The organism is Streptomyces sp. NPDC090106 (assembly GCF_044747265.1).
Classification (GTDB): Bacteria; Actinomycetota; Actinomycetes; order Streptomycetales; family Streptomycetaceae; genus Streptomyces.
Genome location: NZ_JBIVDS010000001.1, coordinates 469,645 through 488,087, shown reverse-complemented (window position 1 = coordinate 488,087; position 18,443 = coordinate 469,645). Strand labels below are relative to the sequence as shown.

Sequence of the window (18,443 nt, the reverse complement as noted above, 5' to 3'; positions counted from 1 at the left end):
GGTACCCCCATGTTCCGCGCAGCAGAGGAGATCGGCCCTGCCATGTCCGACGCCACGACCCGCGCACTCGTCCCGGACGGCTCGATCCACGGCACCTCTCGCTCCGCCCGCCCCGCCCGGGTCACCGTCGCCGTCTACGCCGCCGACCCCGTGCTGCGCGCGGGCGTCGTCCAGCAGTTGCGCCAGCGCCCGGAGACCGAACTCGTCGACGACGCCGACGCCGAGCGGGCCCAGGTCTCGCTCGTCGTCGTGGACGGCATCGACGACGACGTGGCCGCCCTGCTGAACCGGCTGCGCTACAACAACGCCACCCGCACCGGTCTGGTCATCGGCACCCTCGGGGCCGGCGGACTGCAACGCGTCATCGAATGCGGGGTGTCGGCGGTGCTGCGCCGCTCCGAGGCCGACCAGGACCAGCTCGTCCGGCTGGTCACGGCCACCGCCAACGGCGAGGGCGTGCTGCCCGGCGACCTGCTCGGCGAACTCCTCCACCACGTCGGCAGCCTCCAGCGCGCCGCCCTCGACCCCGGCGCCGTGTCCCTGTCCACGCTCACCTCCCGCGAGGCGGAGATGCTGCGCCTGGTGGCGGAGGGCCTGGACACCGCGGAGATCGCCCGCAAGACCTCGTACTCCGAACGGACCGTCAAGAACGTGCTGCACGAGATCACCACCCGGCTCCAACTGCGCAACCGCGCCCACGCGGTGGGCTACGCCCTGCGCAACGGGCTCATATAGCCGCCCTGTCCGGCCCCCGGGAAGGGGCCGTTGCCCGAAAGCGCAGCGCGCGCTTCCCCCGGGTACGGCCCCTCGGCCCTGCCGTGCCGGGCACGGCCGGGGGAGGGTGGTGGGGGGCATCTTCCGCGCATGCGTGCCGCCTTCCGCGTCCGTGTGCCGCGCGGTGCCCGCCCAGGCCGCCTCAGCCGGCCTGTTCTTCTGCTCCGTCCGCCGCAGGTCCGGGGGTCGCCCCCTGGAGAGCCCGGCGGATGCCGCACCAGACTGCGTAAAGGGGACCGTGATGGAAACCGCTGGCCCCGGCGGCCGGTACCGCCTGGGGAGGCTCGGTACCTCGATCCTGCTGCTGATCCCCCTGCTCGGGGTGACCGCGGCGGCCGGACCGGGCAGCGCCGAGGCGGCGGCGGCCGACGGCGCGGAGACCCGGGTCGCCTACGCCGGCACCGGGCACCGCAGCCTCGGCGAGGTCGCCACCACCACCTCCAGCACCCCGCTGTTCGGCGAGGGCCCGGCCCACTACGACACCCAGCCGTCCGCCCTGGGCGAGCAATTGGTGTTCGCGAGCCGCCGCGACGAGAAGAACCCGCAGATCTATCTGCGGGCCGCCGACGGCTCGGTGCTGCGCCTCACCACCGGCATGGACGCGGCGCACCCCCAACTCACCCCCGACGGAGGGTCGGTGGTGTTCGACTCCGCCGCGTCCGCCGTCCTGGGCGGCGGCACCCAGCGCGACCTGTACCTGGTGCGCACCGACGGCACCGGACTGACCCGGCTGACGGACACCTCCGCGAACGAGGAGGACCCGACGGTCTCGCCCGACGGGCAGCGCATCGCGTACACCAGCGACAGCGACACCCTCGCCGGGCAGCAGATCTACGTGAGGGACCTGAGCGGCGGCACCGCCACCCGGCTCACCGGCCCGGCGAACGGCACGGCCTCCGAGCCCGCCTGGAACCCCGTCGACGACGACGTCAACCGCGACTGGATCGCGTACACCGCCACCACGACCGAGGACGGGCAGTCCGTCCCCCGGCTGCGGATCACCAACGGAAGCGCCGACGAGCCGCTGTTCGCGGGCGCCCAGGCGACCTGGCGGGCCCACGGGGCAGCGTGGCTGCCCGACGGGGACGGTCTGGTGTTCCTCAGCCCCGAGATCACCTGTGAGTGCGAGGGCGACTGGGACCACGTGTTCCGTTCCACCGCCCACTCCGACCAGGTGCCGTCGCTGGTGCTCAACGAGGACCGGGACGTGCTCGCGCCGACCTGGCTCGGCACCGTGGACGGCGGCCGGGCCGTCGTGGAGCGCACCTCCGCGGCCACCGGACACGTGGTGACCCTCCAGGACGCCCGCGCCGACGGCTCCGACCCCCGCGACCTCGGCCTGACGATCCTCGAGGAGGATCCCGCGGCCGACACCAACACCGATCCCGCGAAGGACCCGCTGTTCCAGCCCGCGGACGGCTTCGACCCGTGGACCGAGCGGCAGAACTACACGCCCGACGGCCGCCGGATCGTCCTCACCCGCTTCGAGGACAGCGCCGACGGCCGCATCGAGCGGATCTGGATGGCCGACGCCGACGGGACGAACGCGGCGCCGATGGACCTCGACGGGCGCGCCGCGACCGACTGGGACACCGACCCCACGTTCTCCCCGGACGGCAAGTACCTCGCCTTCACCCGGACCTCGCCCGGCGGGGTGGGCGACGCCGCGGGCGCCAGCCGCATCCTCATCGCCGAGGTCGCCACCGGCGCCGTCACCGGGGAGGTCGTCCCGCCCGCAGGGCAGCTCCAGGGCAAGGACGCCCAGCCCACCTGGTCCTCCGACGGCACCACCCTCGCCTTCACCCGCAGCATGGAGATCGACGGGGGCGGCGGCAACAAGCACGTGTGGACCGTGCCCGTCGCCGACCTGACCCGGCAGACCGACCTGAGCGCCCTCGACTGCCCCGGCGCCTGCGCGGTCATCGACGACAGCCCCGCGTTCTCCCCGGACGGCCGCGACATCGCCTTCAACCGCAAGAACGGCGCCGGACAGATCGACGAGGAGAACGGCCTCCTGCTGACCTCCGCGGACGGCACCGACTGCCAGGTGCTGCTGCCCACCGCCGCGCGCGGAGTGCCGGGCGCCTGCGGCCGGGACCTGCCCGACACCACCACGACCGGCCCGCACCAGCCGCGTGACGCCGCCTGGACCGCCGACGGCACCGGGCTCGTGTTCAGCTCGCGCGCCGACGCCGCCGTCAACAGCCCCGAGAAGCTCAGCCTCCTGGACGTCGACTCCGGCACCGTCACCCCGCTCACCGACGACCTCGCCGGCCGCCAGAAGGAACCCGCCGTCCAGCAGTCCGTGGACCTCGCGCTCACCGCGCCCGGCACCACGCCCGAGGTCACCGTCGGCGACTCCGTCACCGTCCGGGTCGACGTGGTCAACAACGGCCCCGCCGCCTCGCCCGGCACCACCCTGACCCTCGTGCCCCCCGCCGGCGTGCAGGTCACCGGCGTCACCTGGCCCGGCGGCACCTGCGAGGCCGCCTCCCTCCAGTGCGACCTGGGCGTGGTGGAACCCGGCACCACCGTGCCGGTGGACGTGACGCTCACCGGGCTCACCCCGGGGGACGCGCCCGTCGACTGGTCGGTCACCGGCACGGTGCTCGACCCGGATCCCGGCGACAACACCGGCCGCACCGTGATCCCGGTCGTCGAGGCGACCCCGCCGCCCTCGTCGCCGTCCCCGACGCCGACCCCCACGCCCACGCCCACCCCGACGCCGACCCCGACGCCGACCCCCACGACCGCGCCGCCCACCGTGCCCGCCGAACCCGAGGCGCCGGCCGCCGGACCCGGGGTGACGGTCAAGGCCCAGCCCAATCCCGGGTACGTCGGCGGGAAGGTCGTCGTGACGTACACCGTCCGCAACGGCCGCAACGCGCTCGCCACCGGGCTGCGGCTGAGGATCGGCCTGCCCGCCGGGCTGCCGAACAGCGGGCCGCCCGCGGGCTGCGGCACCGACTGGGTGTGCGCGCTGCCCGACCTCACCCAGGGCGCGAGCACCGTCGTCCGGGTCGTCCTCAGCCCCAGGAAGGCGATGACCGGACAGGTCACCGGCGTGCTCACCACCACCGGCACGGACGCGGACAAGGGCGACAACACCGCCAGGGAACGCATCCGGATCCTCCAGCCGAAGATCATCGCCGTGCCGGAGATCGGCAAGCCCGGCTTCGTCACCTCCGTGCGCGGCAAGGACTTCCCGCCGGGCGTGCCCGTCCGGTTCAAGTGGAACCCGGGGATCACCGCCGCCGCCGCGCCGACGGTCCCGAAGGCCGACGGCACGTTCATCGGGCAGCTCCTCATCCTCGCCAAGGACCAGACCGGGCCGCGCACCATCACCGCCCGCGGCCCCGGGTTCTCCCCGGTGAAGACCGACTTCCTGGTCGTCAACGGCAGTGTGCAGCCGCCGGACGAGGTGACCCGCCGGTGATCCACGAGGTCGACGAAGGGCTCAGACGGCTGCTCGCCGGGAGCGGCCTGGAGGCGTCCGGCATCGAGGTTGCCTTCGACGCCCCCACCCGCGACTGGGCGGCCCGCCGCAGCGCCCCCACCGTCTGTGTGTTCCTGTACGACATCCGCGAGGACGCCGTACGCCGCGGCGCGGGCGCCGGGGAGGTCTACGACGAGGACGGGCACCTCGTCGCCCGGCGCTCCCCGCCCCGCTGGTTCCAGCTCACCTACCTCGTCACCGCGTGGGCCAGCCGCCCGCAGGACGAGCACCGGCTGCTGTCCCAGGTGCTCGGCACCCTGGTGGCCCACGACACCGTGCCCGCCGGGCTGCTCACCGGGTCGCTCGCCGAACTCGGCCTCACCGTCGCCCTGGAGACCGCCGGGCCCGGCATGGACGCGCCCGCCGCGGCGGACGTCTGGTCCGCGCTCGGCGGCGAGATGAAGGCGTCCCTCGGCGTACGGGTCCAGGCCCCGCTCGCCGGGGTCACCAAGGCCGCCGCGCCGCCCGTCACCGAGGGCCTCGTCGTCCGCACCGCCGCCGCGCGGACGGGCGAGGAGGCGAGCCCCGGCCGCCGGCTGCGCTACACCGAGGCCGGCGACCCCGGCGGCGAAGGCTTCACCGGCCCGCGCGACCGGCCGGCCGCACCGGGGCGGAGGCGACGCAGAGGGGACCGGCAGCCGTGACGTACACCGTGGAGCCGATGACCGGTGCCGGGGAACCGTCCGTCGGAGCCGATCCGCTGTGGGAGCGGCTCGGGACCGTCGAGGCGCGGGTGCGCGAGGCCGTCGCCGCGCGGCGGGCCGTCGACCCCGACCCGGACGACCCCTATCGGGGGCAGTACCTCACCCCGGAGGCCGCGGCACGCATCCTGGACGAGCCCGGCGGACTCGGCATGCCCGCGCAGGACGACTGGCTGCCGCCCGACGGCTCCCGGCTCGGCCTGCTCCGGCGGCGGTTCGGGCTCACCCCGCTCGACCTCGATCTGCTGCTGGTCGCGCTGGCCCCCGACCTGGACGCCCGCTTCGAACGCCTCTACGGCTATCTCAACGACGACCTGACCCGGCGCCGGCCCACCGTCGGACTCGCGCTGGAACTGTGCGGCCTCGGCGGCGCGTCGGCCGCGCGGTTCCGGCTCGCGCCCGGGGCGCCGCTCGTCGCGCTCGGCCTGGTGGAGATCACCGAGGCCGAACGGCCCCCGCTCTCACGGGTGCTGGCCGTTCCCGACCGGGTCACCGCGCATCTGCTCGGCGACCCGCGGCCCGACGCACGGCTCGCCGGGCTGCTCGGCGAGGTCCGCGAGGACCCCACCGCCGAGGGCGCCGACCGGGTGGCCGCGGCCGTCGCGACCGGACATGTCCATCTGCGCAGCCGGGGCGGTGACGCCGAAGGTCTGGCCGTCGCCGCGCTGCGCGCGGCCGGGCTGCGCCCGCTCGTCCTGGACACGGCCGCACTCGCCCGCCGCGCGGCCGACGCGCCCGCGCTCGCCCGGGTGATCGCCCTCGAAGCGCGGCTGACCGGGGCCGGGGTCGTCCTCGGCCCGCTGGCCGCGCTGCCGGACGAACCGGCCGCACGGACCCGCGCGCTCTCCGCCACGTGCGCCGCGCTGCCGGACGTCCCGCTCCTCACCCACGGCACGATCGGCTGGGACCCGGCCTGGGCGGCGCACACCCCGGTAGCGCTGACCGTCGGCGCGGCGTCACCGGCGCGGCAGGCCGAACGGTGGCGGTACGCGCTGGAGGCGGCGGCCGAAGGGGTCGCGCACGCAGGCGTCCCGCAACGAGACGCCCCGGCCGGGGACTTCGAGGAGCTCGCTCTGGCCGTCGCCGCGCACCGGCTGGATTCCGGGCAGTTGCGCCGGGCCGCCGACGCGGCGGTGCGTACGGCCGCCCTGGACGGGCGCTCCGTGGCGCCCGACGATCTGCGGATCGCCGTACGGGCGCAGAACGGTGCCGGGCTCGACCGGCTCGCCCGGCGGGTGGAGCCCGGGGTCGGCTGGGACGATCTGGTGCTCCCACCGACCACCCACCGGCGGCTGCGGGAACTGGCGTTGCGCGCCCGCCACCGCGAACAGGTGCTCGGACAGTGGGGGATGCGGCCCGGCGGCGGCCGGGGACGGGGCGTCATCGCGCTGTTCGCCGGCGAGTCCGGCACCGGGAAGACGATGTCCGCCGAGGTCGTCGCCGCGGACCTGGGCATGGACCTGTACGTGGTCGACCTGTCCACCGTCGTCGACAAGTACATCGGGGAGACCGAGAAGAACCTGGAGCGCATCTTCACCGAGGCGTCGGCCGTCAACGCCGTGCTCCTCTTCGACGAGGCCGACGCGATCTTCGGCAAGCGCTCCGAGGTCAAGGACGCCCACGACCGGCACGCCAACATCGAGTCCGCGTACCTGCTCCAGCGCATGGAGTCCTTCGACGGGATCGCCGTGCTGACCACCAACCTGCGGGCCAACCTGGACGAGGCGTTCACCCGCCGCCTCGACGTCGTCGCGGACTTCCCGGTGCCGGACGCCGGCCAGCGGCTCGCCCTGTGGGACCGCTGCCTGGGCGGCCGGCTGCCCCGCGCCGACGACCTCGACCTCGCGTTCTGCGCCGACCGGTTCGAACTGGCCGGCGGGTCGATCCGCGCCTGTGCGGTCACCGCGGCCTACCTCGCCGCCGAGTCCGGCACACCGCTCACCATGCGCCAGACGGTCACCGCGATCGCCCAGGAGTACCGCAAGCTCGGACGGCTGGTGCTGGAGGGGGAGTTCGGGCCGTACCTCGCGGACGCGGTGGGGGCCTGACCTCCCCCGGCCCGCCTCCCAGGGGGTGTTGCGAGAGTCCCGCACAGCCCCCTAGTCCATGTCCATCATCTCGGCCTGCTGGGTCGTGCTGCTGGAGGCGGCTGCCGGTGCCGCACTCGTGCTGGTGGCCGCCGCCCAGATCGCGGCACTCTGGTCGGAGGGCACCGTCGCCAGGTTGGCCTTGCGCGCCTCGTCCATGATCGTCTTGAACATCCGCCACAGCTGGCCGGGTTCCGTGGCCCGCGTGGTCAGCCAGCGCATCTCGACCGGCGCGCCCTTCTGGCCGCCGATGTACGGGACGATCGCCGCGTTGGGCTCGTCCGCGCGCGGCAGCGCCTTGCCGGGGGCGACCACCGGGAAGTCCGTGCCGTTGAGCAGACTCTCCAGCATCTGCGCGGTGTTGGCGGCCCCGGTCGCGCCCGTGCCGTACGCCGGGTCGGTCGGGTTCGGGGTGTTGTCCGGGTACTTGTCCAGGAGCTTCTCCCAGTGCGCGACCCCGGTCTCCGGGATGTGCCCGTGCATCCACGCGGCGAGGTGCCCGAGCACGTCCTGCCCGACGAGCTGCTCGCGCAGCTTGTCGGTGGTCGCCATGCTCCGGATGCCGCCCAGGTTGGCCAGCTTGAGCAGGAACGGCACCGCGTTCTTCGTGGTGGACGTCGGCCCGCGCACGCCCGCCTCGATCATCGCCGAGCCGATCGCGTACGACAGTCCGAGGGCGAGGGTGCCGGTCAGGGCGGCCTGGTCGCCGTTGTCCAGACCGGGCATCAGACGCGGCACGACGTCCGAACGGAGCGTCGGCACCGACCGGTTGATCGCCGCGGCGGCGTCGCGCCAGCCGTCCGCGATGTGCTCCTTGCCCTTGACCCGCCGGGAGTCGTGATTCACGTCGGTGGCCTGGAAGTTGTAGAGGGACGGCAGCCCGGAGGGCAGCACGCCGAGAGTGGCCTGGACGTACATCTCGGCCTTGATGTCCTCCTGGAAGGCCTTGACCGCGGTCTGGATGTTGGGGTGCCCCCACAACTCCGGTCCCAGCCACGCCTGGAGCGCGTCCATGGGCGTACCGGTCCAGGCGACGGGCGAACCCGGCACCCGGAAGGAGTTGGCGCGCGGGTTCTGCGCGAAGATCGCGTTCACGTGCTCGTCGATCCGGTCGGCGACCTTCTTGACCGCGGCGTCGGAGCCGGCGGCCATCTCGTCGAACGGCGTGGTGACGTACTCCAGGTTGCTCATCGAGGAGGCGATCTGCCCGGTGACGGCCATGTCCCCGGTCCCGTTGGGCAGCTTGGACAGCAGCGAGTGCAGGACCCGCACGCGGCGCGCGAGGGAGTTGTGGTCGGTGAGGATCGTCAGGTTCTCCTCACTCATCACGGTCGCCGCGTAGGGGAACCCGCCGTGGAAGAACCCGCCCAGTTCCGGCGAGGGCTGACGCCCGCCGACCGGGTTCAGCCCGTCCGGCGCGTGCGACTCGAAGCTCGGCACGCTCAGCTCCACCTCGAACCCGACCAGGCGCTGCACGGCGTCGGTGCCACCCGAGCAGGGCGCCCCGCCTCCGTGCTCGTGGCCGTGGCCGGGTCCGTCGACCGCACGGGCCACCGGCACCGGCCCCGACATCACCCGCCGGGCGTTGCTCTCGGCCTCCCGCTCGAAACGGTCCGAAGGATCGCTGATCCGCAGCCCGTTGCCGTGGTCGGTGCCCGACACCGGGCCCTGGCGCTGCTGCACGACATGCGTCAGCTCATGGGCCAGCGTGTGCTTGTCGCCGCCCCCGGCCCCCAGGACGACATGGCTGCCCGAGGTGTAGGCGCGCGCGCCGATGGCCTGTGCCGAGCGGGAGGCGGCGGCCCCCGTGTGCAGCCGCACGCCCGAGAAGTCCGTGTCGAAGCGGGACTCCATCTCCTTGCGGACCGGGCCCGCCAGCGGCTTGCCCGCCGACCCCAGCACCTGGCGCACCCCGGTGTCCTGCTGCTGCGGGCCGGGCGAGGGGCGCATCCGGCGGGCGATCATGCCGCTCACCGCGGCGTTGCCCGCGCCGCTCTGGGCCGCGCGCAGCACGTCGGCCGTCAACGGCGGTGGTACGGCGGCGCCCGCCGACGGCGTCCGGCGCGCGGCGCTCTCGCCCCGCGCGGCCCGCGGGGCCCCGGTCTCCGCCCGCTCGCCGTGCGGCCTGGACGTCTGCACCCGCTGCCTCCTCGTCGGCCCGCCACTGTGACCCACCAGTTCACCGTGCCCGTCCGCCCGCCGTCCATGCCCCCGCGGGCAACGCGCGGGCAGCGCCCGGGGGCGTCCGGGCGGTCGGTGAGGGGCGTCCGGAAAGGCATCGGTCTTGCCCTCGGTCAGGTCCGCCGGTACCTCCCGCTCGCCCGCCCCGCGGCGCAGACTCGGCCTGGACACAGGTGAAAAGGACGCTTAAGGAGCGCGCATGCCGACGTACCTCACCCCGGGCGTGTACGTGGAGGAGGTGCAGTCCGGTGCTCGACCGATCGAAGGCGTCGGTACGGCCGTCGCCGCGTTCGTCGGCTTCGCCGAGAAGGGCCCGTTCCACGCGCCGACGCTGGTGACGAGCTGGGACCAGTACTCCCAGGTGTTCGGCGGCTTCACCGAGGGCACCTATCTCGCGCACGCGCTCTACGGCTACTTCTCCAACGGTGGCGGCGCCGCCTACGTCGTGCGCATCGGAGGGGCCGCGGAGTCCGCCTCCGCCTCCGGCCCGTCGGTCAACGGCGGCAAGTCCGCGAAGGCCGTGCAGCCCGTCGAGCTCGGCGGGTTCCTCATCGCCGCCAAGCCCGGCGCCACCGGCGTCTCCGTCGAGGTCGCCGACGCCGACGGCGAGAACCCCCCGGAGGACCGCTTCCGGATCCTCGTCCGCAAGGGCGACGAGGTCGTGGAGACGTACGACGCCTCCACCCGCAAGAACGTCAAGGGCTACCTGGTCACCCAGACCCGCGGCTCCCAGCTGATCGAGGTCACCGAGCAGCGCGGCGCCACCCAGACCAAGCCCGCCGCGCAGACCGTCGCCGTCCCCGACGCCGCCGGCGCGCCCGCCACGAACGGCTCCGGCGAACTGGCCCGCATCGACCCCGCCGAGTACGTCGGCGACGCGGCGGCCCGTACCGGGTTCGGCGGTCTGGAGACCATCGACGAGATCACCATGGTCGCGGTGCCCGACCTCATGGGCGCCTACCAGCGCGGCGACATCGACGCCGAGGGCGTACGCACCGTGCAGCTCGCCGTCATCTCGCACTGCGAGCAGATGGGCGACCGGGTCGCCGTCCTCGACGCGCCTCCCGGGCTCAACGCCCAGCAGGTGCGCACCTGGCGCAACGACGAGGCAGGCTACGACTCCCGCTACGCCACCCTCTACTACCCCTGGGTGCGGGTCTTCGACCCGGCCGTGGGCCGCAACACCACCGTCCCGCCGAGCGGTCACATCGCCGGTGTGTGGGCCCGCAGCGACGCCGAGCGCGGCGTCCACAAGGCCCCGGCCAACGAGGTGATCCGCGGCGCGGTCGACCTCGAACTCCGGCTCAGCAAGGGCGAGCAGGACCTGCTCAACCCGATCGGCGTGAACTGCATCCGCGCCTTCCCCGGCCGCGGCATCCGGATCTGGGGCGCGCGCACCCTGTCCTCCGACCCGGCCTGGCGCTACCTCAACGTGCGCCGTCTGTTCAACTACCTGGAGGAGTCCATCCTCCTGGGCACGCAGTGGGTCGTGTTCGAGCCCAACGACGACCGGCTGTGGTCCAGCATCCGCCGCAACGTCACCGCGTTCCTCACCGAGGAATGGCGCCGCGGCGCCCTGTTCGGCCGGACCGCCGACGAGGCGTTCTACGTCAAGTGCGACCGCGACAACAACCCGCAGGAGTCCATCGACCAGGGCCGGGTCGTCTGTGAGATCGGCGTCTCGCCGGTCAAGCCCGCCGAGTTCGTGGTCTTCCGGCTGGCGCAGTTCTCCGACACGACCAGCCTCATCGACGAGTGACCAGCGGGTCGTTCGCGGTTCGCTAAGGAAAGGTTGACAGACAGTCATGGCAACGGGCGATGCTCTTTCCACCCACGTCTTCGGCGTGCAGCTCGGCGGATACCTGGTGGAGTCCATCCAGGAGATCAGCGGCTTCACCGTCGAGGAGGACGTCGTAGAGGTCAAGCAGGTCACCGCCGAGGGCAAGCAGATCATCCGCAAGCAGCCGGGCGCCCGGCAGGCGGGCGAGATCACGATCACCCGGGGACTCGACCAGAGCAGCGAGTTCACCCAGTGGATCAAGGAGACCCTGAACAACGGGGCCGTCAACACCGCTCGGCAGAACCTCACCATCGAGATCAAGGACACCGAGGGCAACACGGTCCGCCGGATCCAGCTCATGCAGGGCTGGGCCTCCAAGTGGGAGGGCCCCTCGCTGAAGGCCGGCGAGTCCTCCCCGGCCACCGAGTCCGTCACGATCACGTTCGAGGAGATCGTCGTCGAATGAGACGCCGTACGGTGACGGCGGGCAACCTGGAGGACCTCCTCCAGGTCACGGCGCCCGCCCCGGCGCCGGACCAGGCGGCGGCCCCCGCTCCGGCCGCCGCCCCGCCGCGCCGCGACGACCACGACAACGGGCTGCGCACCGAGTTCGAGTTCGAACTGCCCCGCGGCTACGTCGACGAGACGGGCACCGTGCACCGGCACGGCTCGATGCGGCTCGCCACCGCCCGCGACGAACTGCGTCCGCAGATCGACCTGCGGGTCAAGGAGAACCCCGCGTATCTGAGCGTGGTGCTGCTGAGCCAGGTCATCACCCGGCTCGGCACCGTCACCGACGTGCACGCCGGGATCGTCGAGCGGATGTACGCCACCGACGTGGCGTTCCTCCAGGACTTCTACCGGCGCGTCAACAGCGAGGGCCACACCCGCGCGGCCGTCACCTGCCCGCACTGCGAGGGCGGCTTCGAGGTCGACCTCTCGGGTGGGCGCCTGGGGGAATCGTGACGTACGCCCTTCCCCGGCTCCGGGAGGAGATCGCGTACATCGCCTACCACTTCCACTGGGAGCGCGAGGAGATCCTCGACCTCACGCACGGCGAACGCCAGCAGTGGGTGGCGGAGATCGCCCGTATCAACACCCGTATGAACGAAAGCGGTTGAGCAGATGGCTGGTGGAGGGCGGTGGCGGGACAGGCTGCGCCGCCGTGGCGCCGGCGGCTCCGCCGCACCCGGCGACGGCGGCGGTGTCCCCGCGGCCGACGCCGGTTCGGACGGGCCGGGCGCCTCCGCGCCCGCTCCCTCCCCTGCCTCCTCCCTGCCCGCCGACTGGGACGGCGGCTGGCGCCGGACGGCTCCGCCCGCGCTGACCGTCTCCCGCGCCATGTCCGGCGTCAGCGACGGACTCGCCTTCCGCTCCGGCCTCACCGCCTGGCAGAACCCGTCCTTCGACAGCGGGATGGGCCACGCCCTGCTGCCCACGGCCCCGTCGGGGCTGGTGAGCGGAGTGACCCGGGCGGGTGCTCCCCGGGCCACGAGCGCGGGCGGCGGGCCGCTGCTGCTCCGGGCGGTACGGAGGGGAGGGGACGAGGCCGAGGGCGGGGGCGGGGCGGAGGCCCGGCCGTCGGCTGCTGCCGCGCCTGATCCCGCCTCTGCCTCTTCTTCCGCTTCTTCTTCCGCCTCGGCTCCTGTGCGCCGGCCGGGTCGCGGAGGTGGCGGCAACAGGGCCGCGGTGCAGCGGAGTTCGGTCGGGACGGGCCGGTCGGCCGGGGCGGTCGTTCCGGCTGATCCGGGTGACGACGGCCAGGTCCAGGACCGTGGTCTCGTGTCGCCGGAGTCACCCGCCGTTCTCACCGCCGCCGCTCCTGCCGTGCAGCGGGCCGTCACTCCGTCCGACCCCGGTGGCCCCTCCGTCGCTCCTCCGATTCCGGTCGTACGACGGGTCGCGGCGATCCCGGGTACCGGCGTCCCGTCCGTCCGGCGTGCCGCTGCGGAGGCTCCCGCTGCGGCGGCCGGCGCGCGGGCCGAAGGGCCGTCCGGCTCGCCTGCCCGAGCCGGTTCTCCTGCCCGAGCCGGTGCTTCTGGCCGAGCCGGTTCGCCTGGCCCGCCCGGCTCGACCGGCCGACCCCCTGCGGCTGTCCCGCCCCGGTCGGCCGCCCCACCCCGGGAGGCCGTCCAACCCCTGCCCGTCGGGCCCCGGTTGACGGTCGCGCGGCGCGTGGCGGGGCCCGTGCGGCGGGTGTCCGCGCTGCGGCCCGCTCCCGCGGTGACGGCTCCCGTCGAGGCGACGGCTCCAAGTTCTTCCAGTGCTTCCGGTGTTTCCAGTTCTTCCGGTGTTTCCGGTGCTCCTGAGGCTCCGAGCGCTCCTGCCGCGTCGAGTGCCCCGGTGCAACGTGCGCCCAGTCGCGCGCCGTTGGGCGCACCGATGGGGGAACTTCCCGCCACCGCACAGCCTTTGGCGAAGGACGCTCCCGCTGTCCCCGCCGTGGGGTCCGCCTCGCCCGGTCCGGTGTTCCCCGTCGTCCAGCGGCAGGCCGAGGGGTCTCCCGCCGTTCCCGACAGCCCGGCACCGAGGACGACTCCGGGCCCGACCACGCCACCGGCATCGCCATCGGTTCCACCTCCGCCTCCGCCTCCGGTTCCTGTTCCGGGCCCGCAGCGTTCCGGCGCGCGTGCGCGGGGCGGCCTGGGCGCTCCCCTCGCCGCGATGCCGCCGAGCGCGGGACGGCCCGGTGCCAGGGCGCCGCGTACGACGACGCCTGACGCGCCGCTGCTGGGCGACGGCGAGGTCCGGCGCCGGGTCGCGGATCGTCCTGCGGAGCAAGTGGCCTCTCCTGCCATTCCGTTGGTGACACCGAACTCCGGTGCCGTGACGTCTCCGGCCCCGGCGAGCCCCGCGACGCCGGTCGTCGTGGCCCGTTCCGTCTCCGAACCCGCGGTGAGCGCTCGGAGTGCCGATCGCCCCACGGCGGACGCCGATCCCCAGCTCCGTCCCACGATCCAGCGCGCCACCGCCGTGACGGACGGTTCCCCGACCGTCTCCGCCGACGGGACCCCGCCGGTCCTCCCCGTGGCCCGCCGCACCCTCGCGCTGCTGCCCGCGCGTCCGCTCAGCCTCAGCACCCTGGCCGCGGAGAGCCTGACGCCGTCCGCCGCGGCCCGTCCCGTGAGTGGTCCGCCGGTGGTGGCGGCACGCTGGAGCGGGGCGCCGGACTCGTCCGGTGGCGCGTCCGGCGGCACATCGGGTGGCCCGTCCGGTCGTACTCCCGCCGGTCCGTCTCCCGCCGGTCCGTCCGCTCGTCCCCGCGCGCGCTCCGCCTCCACACCCTCCAGCGGCGGCGCCCTCCTGACGCCGCCCGTCCAGCGAGCCGTACCGCCTCAGCAGCACCACCGGACTCCCGAGCCGCACCGGACTTCCCAGCAGCACCCCCAGATCCAGCGTCAGCGGACTCAGCACCACCCCCGGCCGTCGAGCGCGAACGCCCCCGCCCCCGGTGTCGTCCAGCGAGCCGTCCCCGTCGTCAGGCTCGACCCGGCCGGTGGGGGAGCCCCAGGTGCGGGGCAGGGGTCCGTCGCGGGGTCCGCTCCGCGGCGGCTGCCGGTGACACCGCAGTGGGCGCCGCCTCTCACGGGAGGTCCGCCGGCCCTCCCGGCGTCGGCGCCGCCCCCCGTGCCCGTCGTCCGGCCCAGGACACCCGCGCCCAGCCCTTCTCCCGCGGCCACGCCCTCCGGGACCGGCGCTCCCCAGGTGCAGCGTGCGCCCTCCGGTGCGGAGACCGCCGTACCCGGTGTGCCCAAGGGGGTGCCGGTGAAGGCCGTACCGGCGCGTGCCGAGCGGCAGTCGGCGGTGGCGGCCCCCGGAGGGTCCGGGGCGGCGTCCGGCCGGGGCGGGCGGCAGGCCGCCGACGATCCGCAGGACCCCGGGCTCGACCTGGACGACCTCGCGCGGCGGCTGCTCGACCCGATGGCCCGGCTGCTGCGGACCGAACTGCGGCGCGGCCGGGAACGTACGGGCCGCCCCTACGACGGACGCCGCTGAGGGCACGGCACGGAACGGATGACGGACGGATGACCCGAGCATGACGGACAACATCTTCGCGACCAGCGTGTTCTTCCGGCTCGCGATCGGCGGCAACGACCTGGGCGCCTTCAACACGTGCTCCGGGATGGGCGCCGAGGTCGAGATGGAGAGCTACGCCGAGGGCGGCAACAACGGCTTCACCTGGCAGCTGCCCGGCCGGGTGACCTGGTCGAACATCACGCTCACCCGGCCGGTCACGGCCGACACGGCGAAGATCGCGCGCTGGCTCGACGACACCCTGAAGCGGGTGGAGCCCAAGGACGGGGAGATCGTGGCGCTGCGCCCCGACCTGTCGCGGATCATCAGCTGGCAGGTCTTCGGGATCGTCCCGGTGCGCTGGCAGGGGCCGTCCTTCGACCCGAGCAACTCCCAGGCCGCGGTGGAGACCCTGGAGATCGCCCACGAGGGCCTGCGCCCTTCCTGATTCTCAACTCCCGCCCCCCGCACCCCCGTACGCGAGCCCCCGGAAGGAAGTCCCGGTCATGTCCCCAGCGTCCCGTTCCAGTCGGGCCAGGGCCCAGCTGACGCTGAAGGAGCCCCCGGCCTCCGTCGGCGCCAAGCCCGGCGGGACGCTCGCACGCCTGAACCTCCAGTTCAACCCCGCCTCACTGGAGTTGAGCAAGAGCACCGAGTGGCGGCGCTCGCCGTCGCGGATGGCGGAGGAGTCGGCGCTGCCCGAGTTCGTGGGTAGCGGCCCGCGCCAGCTGAGCCTCGAAGTGTTCCTGGACGCCACCGCCACCCATGACAAATCGGTGGAACAGGCCGTCGAGAAGCTGATGAAGGCCTGTGTGCCGACCAAGGCGAGTCTCGGGCGCAAGAAGCCGGCGAGCCCGTGGGTGCGGTTCGAGTGGGGCAGCGCGCGCACGACGTCGTTCGACGGGGTGCTCTCCAGCCTGTCCGTGTCGTACACGCTGTTCGACGTGGACGGCACACCGCTGCGGGCGACCTGCCGGCTGTCCATCGAGGAGGCCAGCGTCGGCCCGGCCGGGCAGAACCCGACCTCCGGCTCGCGCACGGGACGCAGCACCCATGTCGTCGTCGCGGGCGACAGCCTGGCCCTGCTGGCCTGGCGGGAGTACGGCGACGCGACGGCCTGGCGGGTCATCGCGGAGGCCAACGACATCGACGACCCGATGGCGCTCGCGCCCGGCACCGAACTGGTGCTGCCCGCGCTGAGCGACGCGGGCGCGGAGGAGGAACGGTGAGCGGCGCACGGGACGGCCGGTCCTTCGCGGCGGACCCCATCGTGGAGACGCCGGGCGAGCTTCCGCCCGCGTGGGCGGCCCAGTTGGTGAACTGCGTGGTCGACGAGAACGTCGGCCTGCCGGACGCCGCGGTCCTCACCTACCGCGACCCCGACCACGAGTTCCTCCAGAAGACCGGCATCACCATCGGCACCCCGCTGCGGGTCTCGGTCGTCACCGTGACCGGGGAGGCGCGCGAGCGGCTGTTCAACGGCGAGGTGACCGCCCTGGAGGTGGACCGGGACCGCACCGGCTCGTTCACCGTGGTGCGCGCCTTCTCCAAGGCGCACCGCCTCCAGCGCGGCCGGAAGGTCGTGGCGTACCGGAACATGACGGCGGCGGCCATCGTCCGGAAGGTCGCCGCGGGCGCCGGGCTGGCCTGCGGGACCGTGGAGGCCGCGCCGGTCACCTACAAGCAACTCTCCCAGGCGAACGTCTCCGACTGGGACTTCCTCCAGTTCCTGGCCGCCGAGAGCGGCGCCCAGGTGCGCGTCGACGACAAGGGGCTGCTCCAGTTCACCAAGCCGGTGAAGGCGTCCGGTGCGCCCTCGCCGTCCACGTCGGCCGCGCGGAACCCGATGGTGCTGGAGTACGGGCGCAACCTGCTGTCGCTGCGGGCCTCCCTGTCGGCGGCCGACGGGGCGCAGCAGGTGGAGGTGCGCGGCTGGGACGTCACCACCAAGCGGCCCCTGGTCGCCCGGCAGGCGTCCGTCGACAGCGACACGGTGCTGCCCGGGCTGAGCCCCGCGTTCGCCGCCCGGTTCGGCAAGTCGAAACTGACCGTCACCGACACCCCGTACCGCACCCAGGCCGAGACGAAGGCCGTCGCCGACGCCGTCGCGGGCCAGGTGAGCGCCGGATTCGGCGAGTTGGAGGTGCTGGCCGAGGGCAACCCGCTGCTGCGCGCCGGGAAGGCCGTGGCGCTCGGCAACGTCGGGCAGGCGTTCTCCGGCAAGTACACGGCGACGGCCGTGCAGCACGTCCTGGAACCCCACGGCGGCTACCGCACCACGGTGTGGGTGAGCGCCAGTCCCGACCGTTCCCTGACCGGCCTGGTCACCGGCGCCAACGCGCCCTCCCGGGGCCCGCGCATGCCGGGCCTGGCGATCGGCGTCGTCACGGACGTCCGGGAGACCGGCGGCGCCGAGAGCGGCTCGGTCAAGCTCAAGTTCCCCTGGCTGGACGACACGTACGTCACCGACTGGGTCCGTACCGTGCAGTGGGGCGGCAAGGGCGGCGGCGGGGTGGTGAGCCCCGAGGTCAACGACGAGGTCCTCGTCGGCTTCGAACAGGGCCTGCTGGACAGCCCGTACGTCATCGGCGGGCTCTACAACGGCGTGGACAAGCCGTCCCCGCACGACGTCCCGCTCATCGACAAGACCACCGGCAAGGTCAACCGCCGTTCCATCGTGTCCCGTTCGGGCCACCGGGTGGAGCTGCTCGACGCGCGGGCGCCGGGGCGCTCCGGGGTGCGGATGCTGTCCGCCGACGAACGCCTCGAAGTCTTCCTCGACAACCGCCGCGACCGTATCGAACTGACCGTGTACGCGGGCAGGAGCCGTCAGGTCCTCAGCTCCGTCGTCCTCGACAAGAAGGGCATCACCCTGGACGCGAAACAGGGTGATGTGAACATCTCGGGCCGCAACGTGGACATCAACGGCCGGGTCGGCGTGAAGATCGGCGGCCGGACGGTCGACGTCACCGGCGCCACCGGCGTCACCGTCGACGGGGGTCTGCTCGCCGTCCTCAAGGCCAAGCTCATCCGTATCAACTGACCGTCCCTCCAGCCCGCTTCGAAGGGAGCACCGCATGCCCGCCGCCGCCCGCACCGGCGACCCCACCAACCACGGCGGGGTGATCGCCACCCCGCCGCCCGCCGCCGCGCGATCGGTCGCGACCGTCCTGATCGGCGGACGCCCCGCCGCCGTCGTGGGCAGCCTGCACACGTGTGCGATGCCGCCGCACCTGGCCCTCGGACCGGCGAACGTGATCATGCCGGACCCGGCCGCCCTCACCTCGGGCATGGTCCTCATCGGCGGGCTGCCGGCCGCGAAGGCCCGCGACAAGACGGCGTGCGGCGCGCAGATCCTCACCGGCGCCCCCAACGTCCTGATCGGGGGCCTGTGATGACCGCCCCCACAG

General features: G+C 74.0%; 14 protein-coding genes. 13 read left to right on the top strand and 1 reads right to left on the bottom strand.

Going from position 1 to position 18,443, the window contains the following annotated elements; genetic code table 11:
- The first annotated feature begins 42 nt into the window (after positions 1 to 42).
- The 4 genes from ACIPSE_RS02195 to ACIPSE_RS02180 all read left to right on the top strand — a co-directional run bounded on the left by ACIPSE_RS02195 (position 43) and on the right by ACIPSE_RS02180 (position 7,019).
- Entirely contained in the window at positions 43 to 735 is a 693-nt protein-coding gene (locus ACIPSE_RS02195) for a response regulator transcription factor (RefSeq protein ID WP_401656430.1), read from the top strand.
- A 280-nt stretch (positions 736 to 1,015) separates the two neighbouring features.
- Positions 1,016 to 4,210 carry a hypothetical protein gene (locus tag ACIPSE_RS02190; RefSeq protein ID WP_401656428.1) on the top strand — a complete coding sequence of 1,065 codons (3,195 nt, stop codon included), beginning with the start codon at positions 1,016 to 1,018 and terminating at the stop codon, positions 4,208 to 4,210.
- Positions 4,207 to 4,914, top strand: a complete 708-nt coding sequence (locus tag ACIPSE_RS02185; protein WP_401656426.1) for a DUF4255 domain-containing protein — start codon at positions 4,207 to 4,209, stop codon at positions 4,912 to 4,914. Before ACIPSE_RS02190 ends, ACIPSE_RS02185 begins: the two co-directional genes overlap by 4 nt.
- Positions 4,915 to 4,931: 17 nt before the next feature.
- Positions 4,932 to 7,019, top strand: coding sequence for an AAA family ATPase (locus ACIPSE_RS02180; RefSeq protein WP_401657634.1), 2,088 nt, complete (start codon positions 4,932 to 4,934; stop codon positions 7,017 to 7,019).
- Between the two features lie 51 nt (positions 7,020 to 7,070).
- Here ACIPSE_RS02180 and ACIPSE_RS02175 read toward each other — a convergent pair whose 3' ends face one another.
- Positions 7,071 to 9,197, bottom strand: coding sequence for a DUF4157 domain-containing protein (locus tag ACIPSE_RS02175; RefSeq protein WP_401656424.1), 2,127 nt, complete (start codon positions 9,195 to 9,197; stop codon positions 7,071 to 7,073).
- A gap of 241 nt (positions 9,198 to 9,438) precedes the next feature.
- On the opposite strand from ACIPSE_RS02175, the gene ACIPSE_RS02170 reads away from it, so the two are divergent.
- The 9 genes from ACIPSE_RS02170 (at position 9,439) to ACIPSE_RS02130 (ending at position 18,428) form a co-directional block, all read left to right on the top strand.
- Positions 9,439 to 10,998 (top strand): phage tail sheath family protein, encoded by a 1,560-nt coding sequence (locus tag ACIPSE_RS02170; RefSeq protein WP_401656422.1) that lies wholly within the window; start codon positions 9,439 to 9,441, stop codon positions 10,996 to 10,998.
- Between the two features lie 46 nt (positions 10,999 to 11,044).
- A complete protein-coding gene (locus ACIPSE_RS02165) occupies positions 11,045 to 11,485 on the top strand; it encodes a phage tail protein (protein WP_041127466.1) in 441 nt (146 codons plus the stop codon).
- Positions 11,482 to 11,985: a hypothetical protein gene (locus tag ACIPSE_RS02160; RefSeq protein WP_401656420.1), complete on the top strand. Its 504-nt coding sequence runs from the start codon at positions 11,482 to 11,484 to the stop codon at positions 11,983 to 11,985. Before ACIPSE_RS02165 ends, ACIPSE_RS02160 begins: the two co-directional genes overlap by 4 nt.
- On the top strand, positions 11,982 to 12,140 hold the full coding sequence (locus ACIPSE_RS02155; RefSeq protein WP_175439233.1) for a DUF6760 family protein: 159 nt from the start codon (positions 11,982 to 11,984) through the stop codon (positions 12,138 to 12,140). The genes ACIPSE_RS02160 and ACIPSE_RS02155 overlap by 4 nt, the downstream gene beginning before the upstream one ends.
- Before the next feature lie 2,584 nt (positions 12,141 to 14,724).
- Positions 14,725 to 15,015, top strand: a complete 291-nt coding sequence (locus ACIPSE_RS02150; protein WP_401656418.1) for a hypothetical protein — start codon at positions 14,725 to 14,727, stop codon at positions 15,013 to 15,015.
- A 40-nt stretch (positions 15,016 to 15,055) separates the two neighbouring features.
- Positions 15,056 to 15,481 (top strand): phage tail protein, encoded by a 426-nt coding sequence (locus ACIPSE_RS02145; protein WP_401656416.1) that lies wholly within the window; start codon positions 15,056 to 15,058, stop codon positions 15,479 to 15,481.
- Between the two features lie 58 nt (positions 15,482 to 15,539).
- Positions 15,540 to 16,262 carry a LysM peptidoglycan-binding domain-containing protein gene (locus tag ACIPSE_RS02140; RefSeq protein WP_401656413.1) on the top strand — a complete coding sequence of 241 codons (723 nt, stop codon included), beginning with the start codon at positions 15,540 to 15,542 and terminating at the stop codon, positions 16,260 to 16,262.
- Positions 16,259 to 18,076 carry a VgrG-related protein gene (locus ACIPSE_RS02135; protein ID WP_401656411.1) on the top strand — a complete coding sequence of 606 codons (1,818 nt, stop codon included), beginning with the start codon at positions 16,259 to 16,261 and terminating at the stop codon, positions 18,074 to 18,076. The genes ACIPSE_RS02140 and ACIPSE_RS02135 overlap by 4 nt, the downstream gene beginning before the upstream one ends.
- A gap of 34 nt (positions 18,077 to 18,110) precedes the next feature.
- Positions 18,111 to 18,428 (top strand): PAAR domain-containing protein, encoded by a 318-nt coding sequence (locus ACIPSE_RS02130; protein WP_401656409.1) that lies wholly within the window; start codon positions 18,111 to 18,113, stop codon positions 18,426 to 18,428.
- Positions 18,429 to 18,443 lie beyond the last annotated feature (15 nt).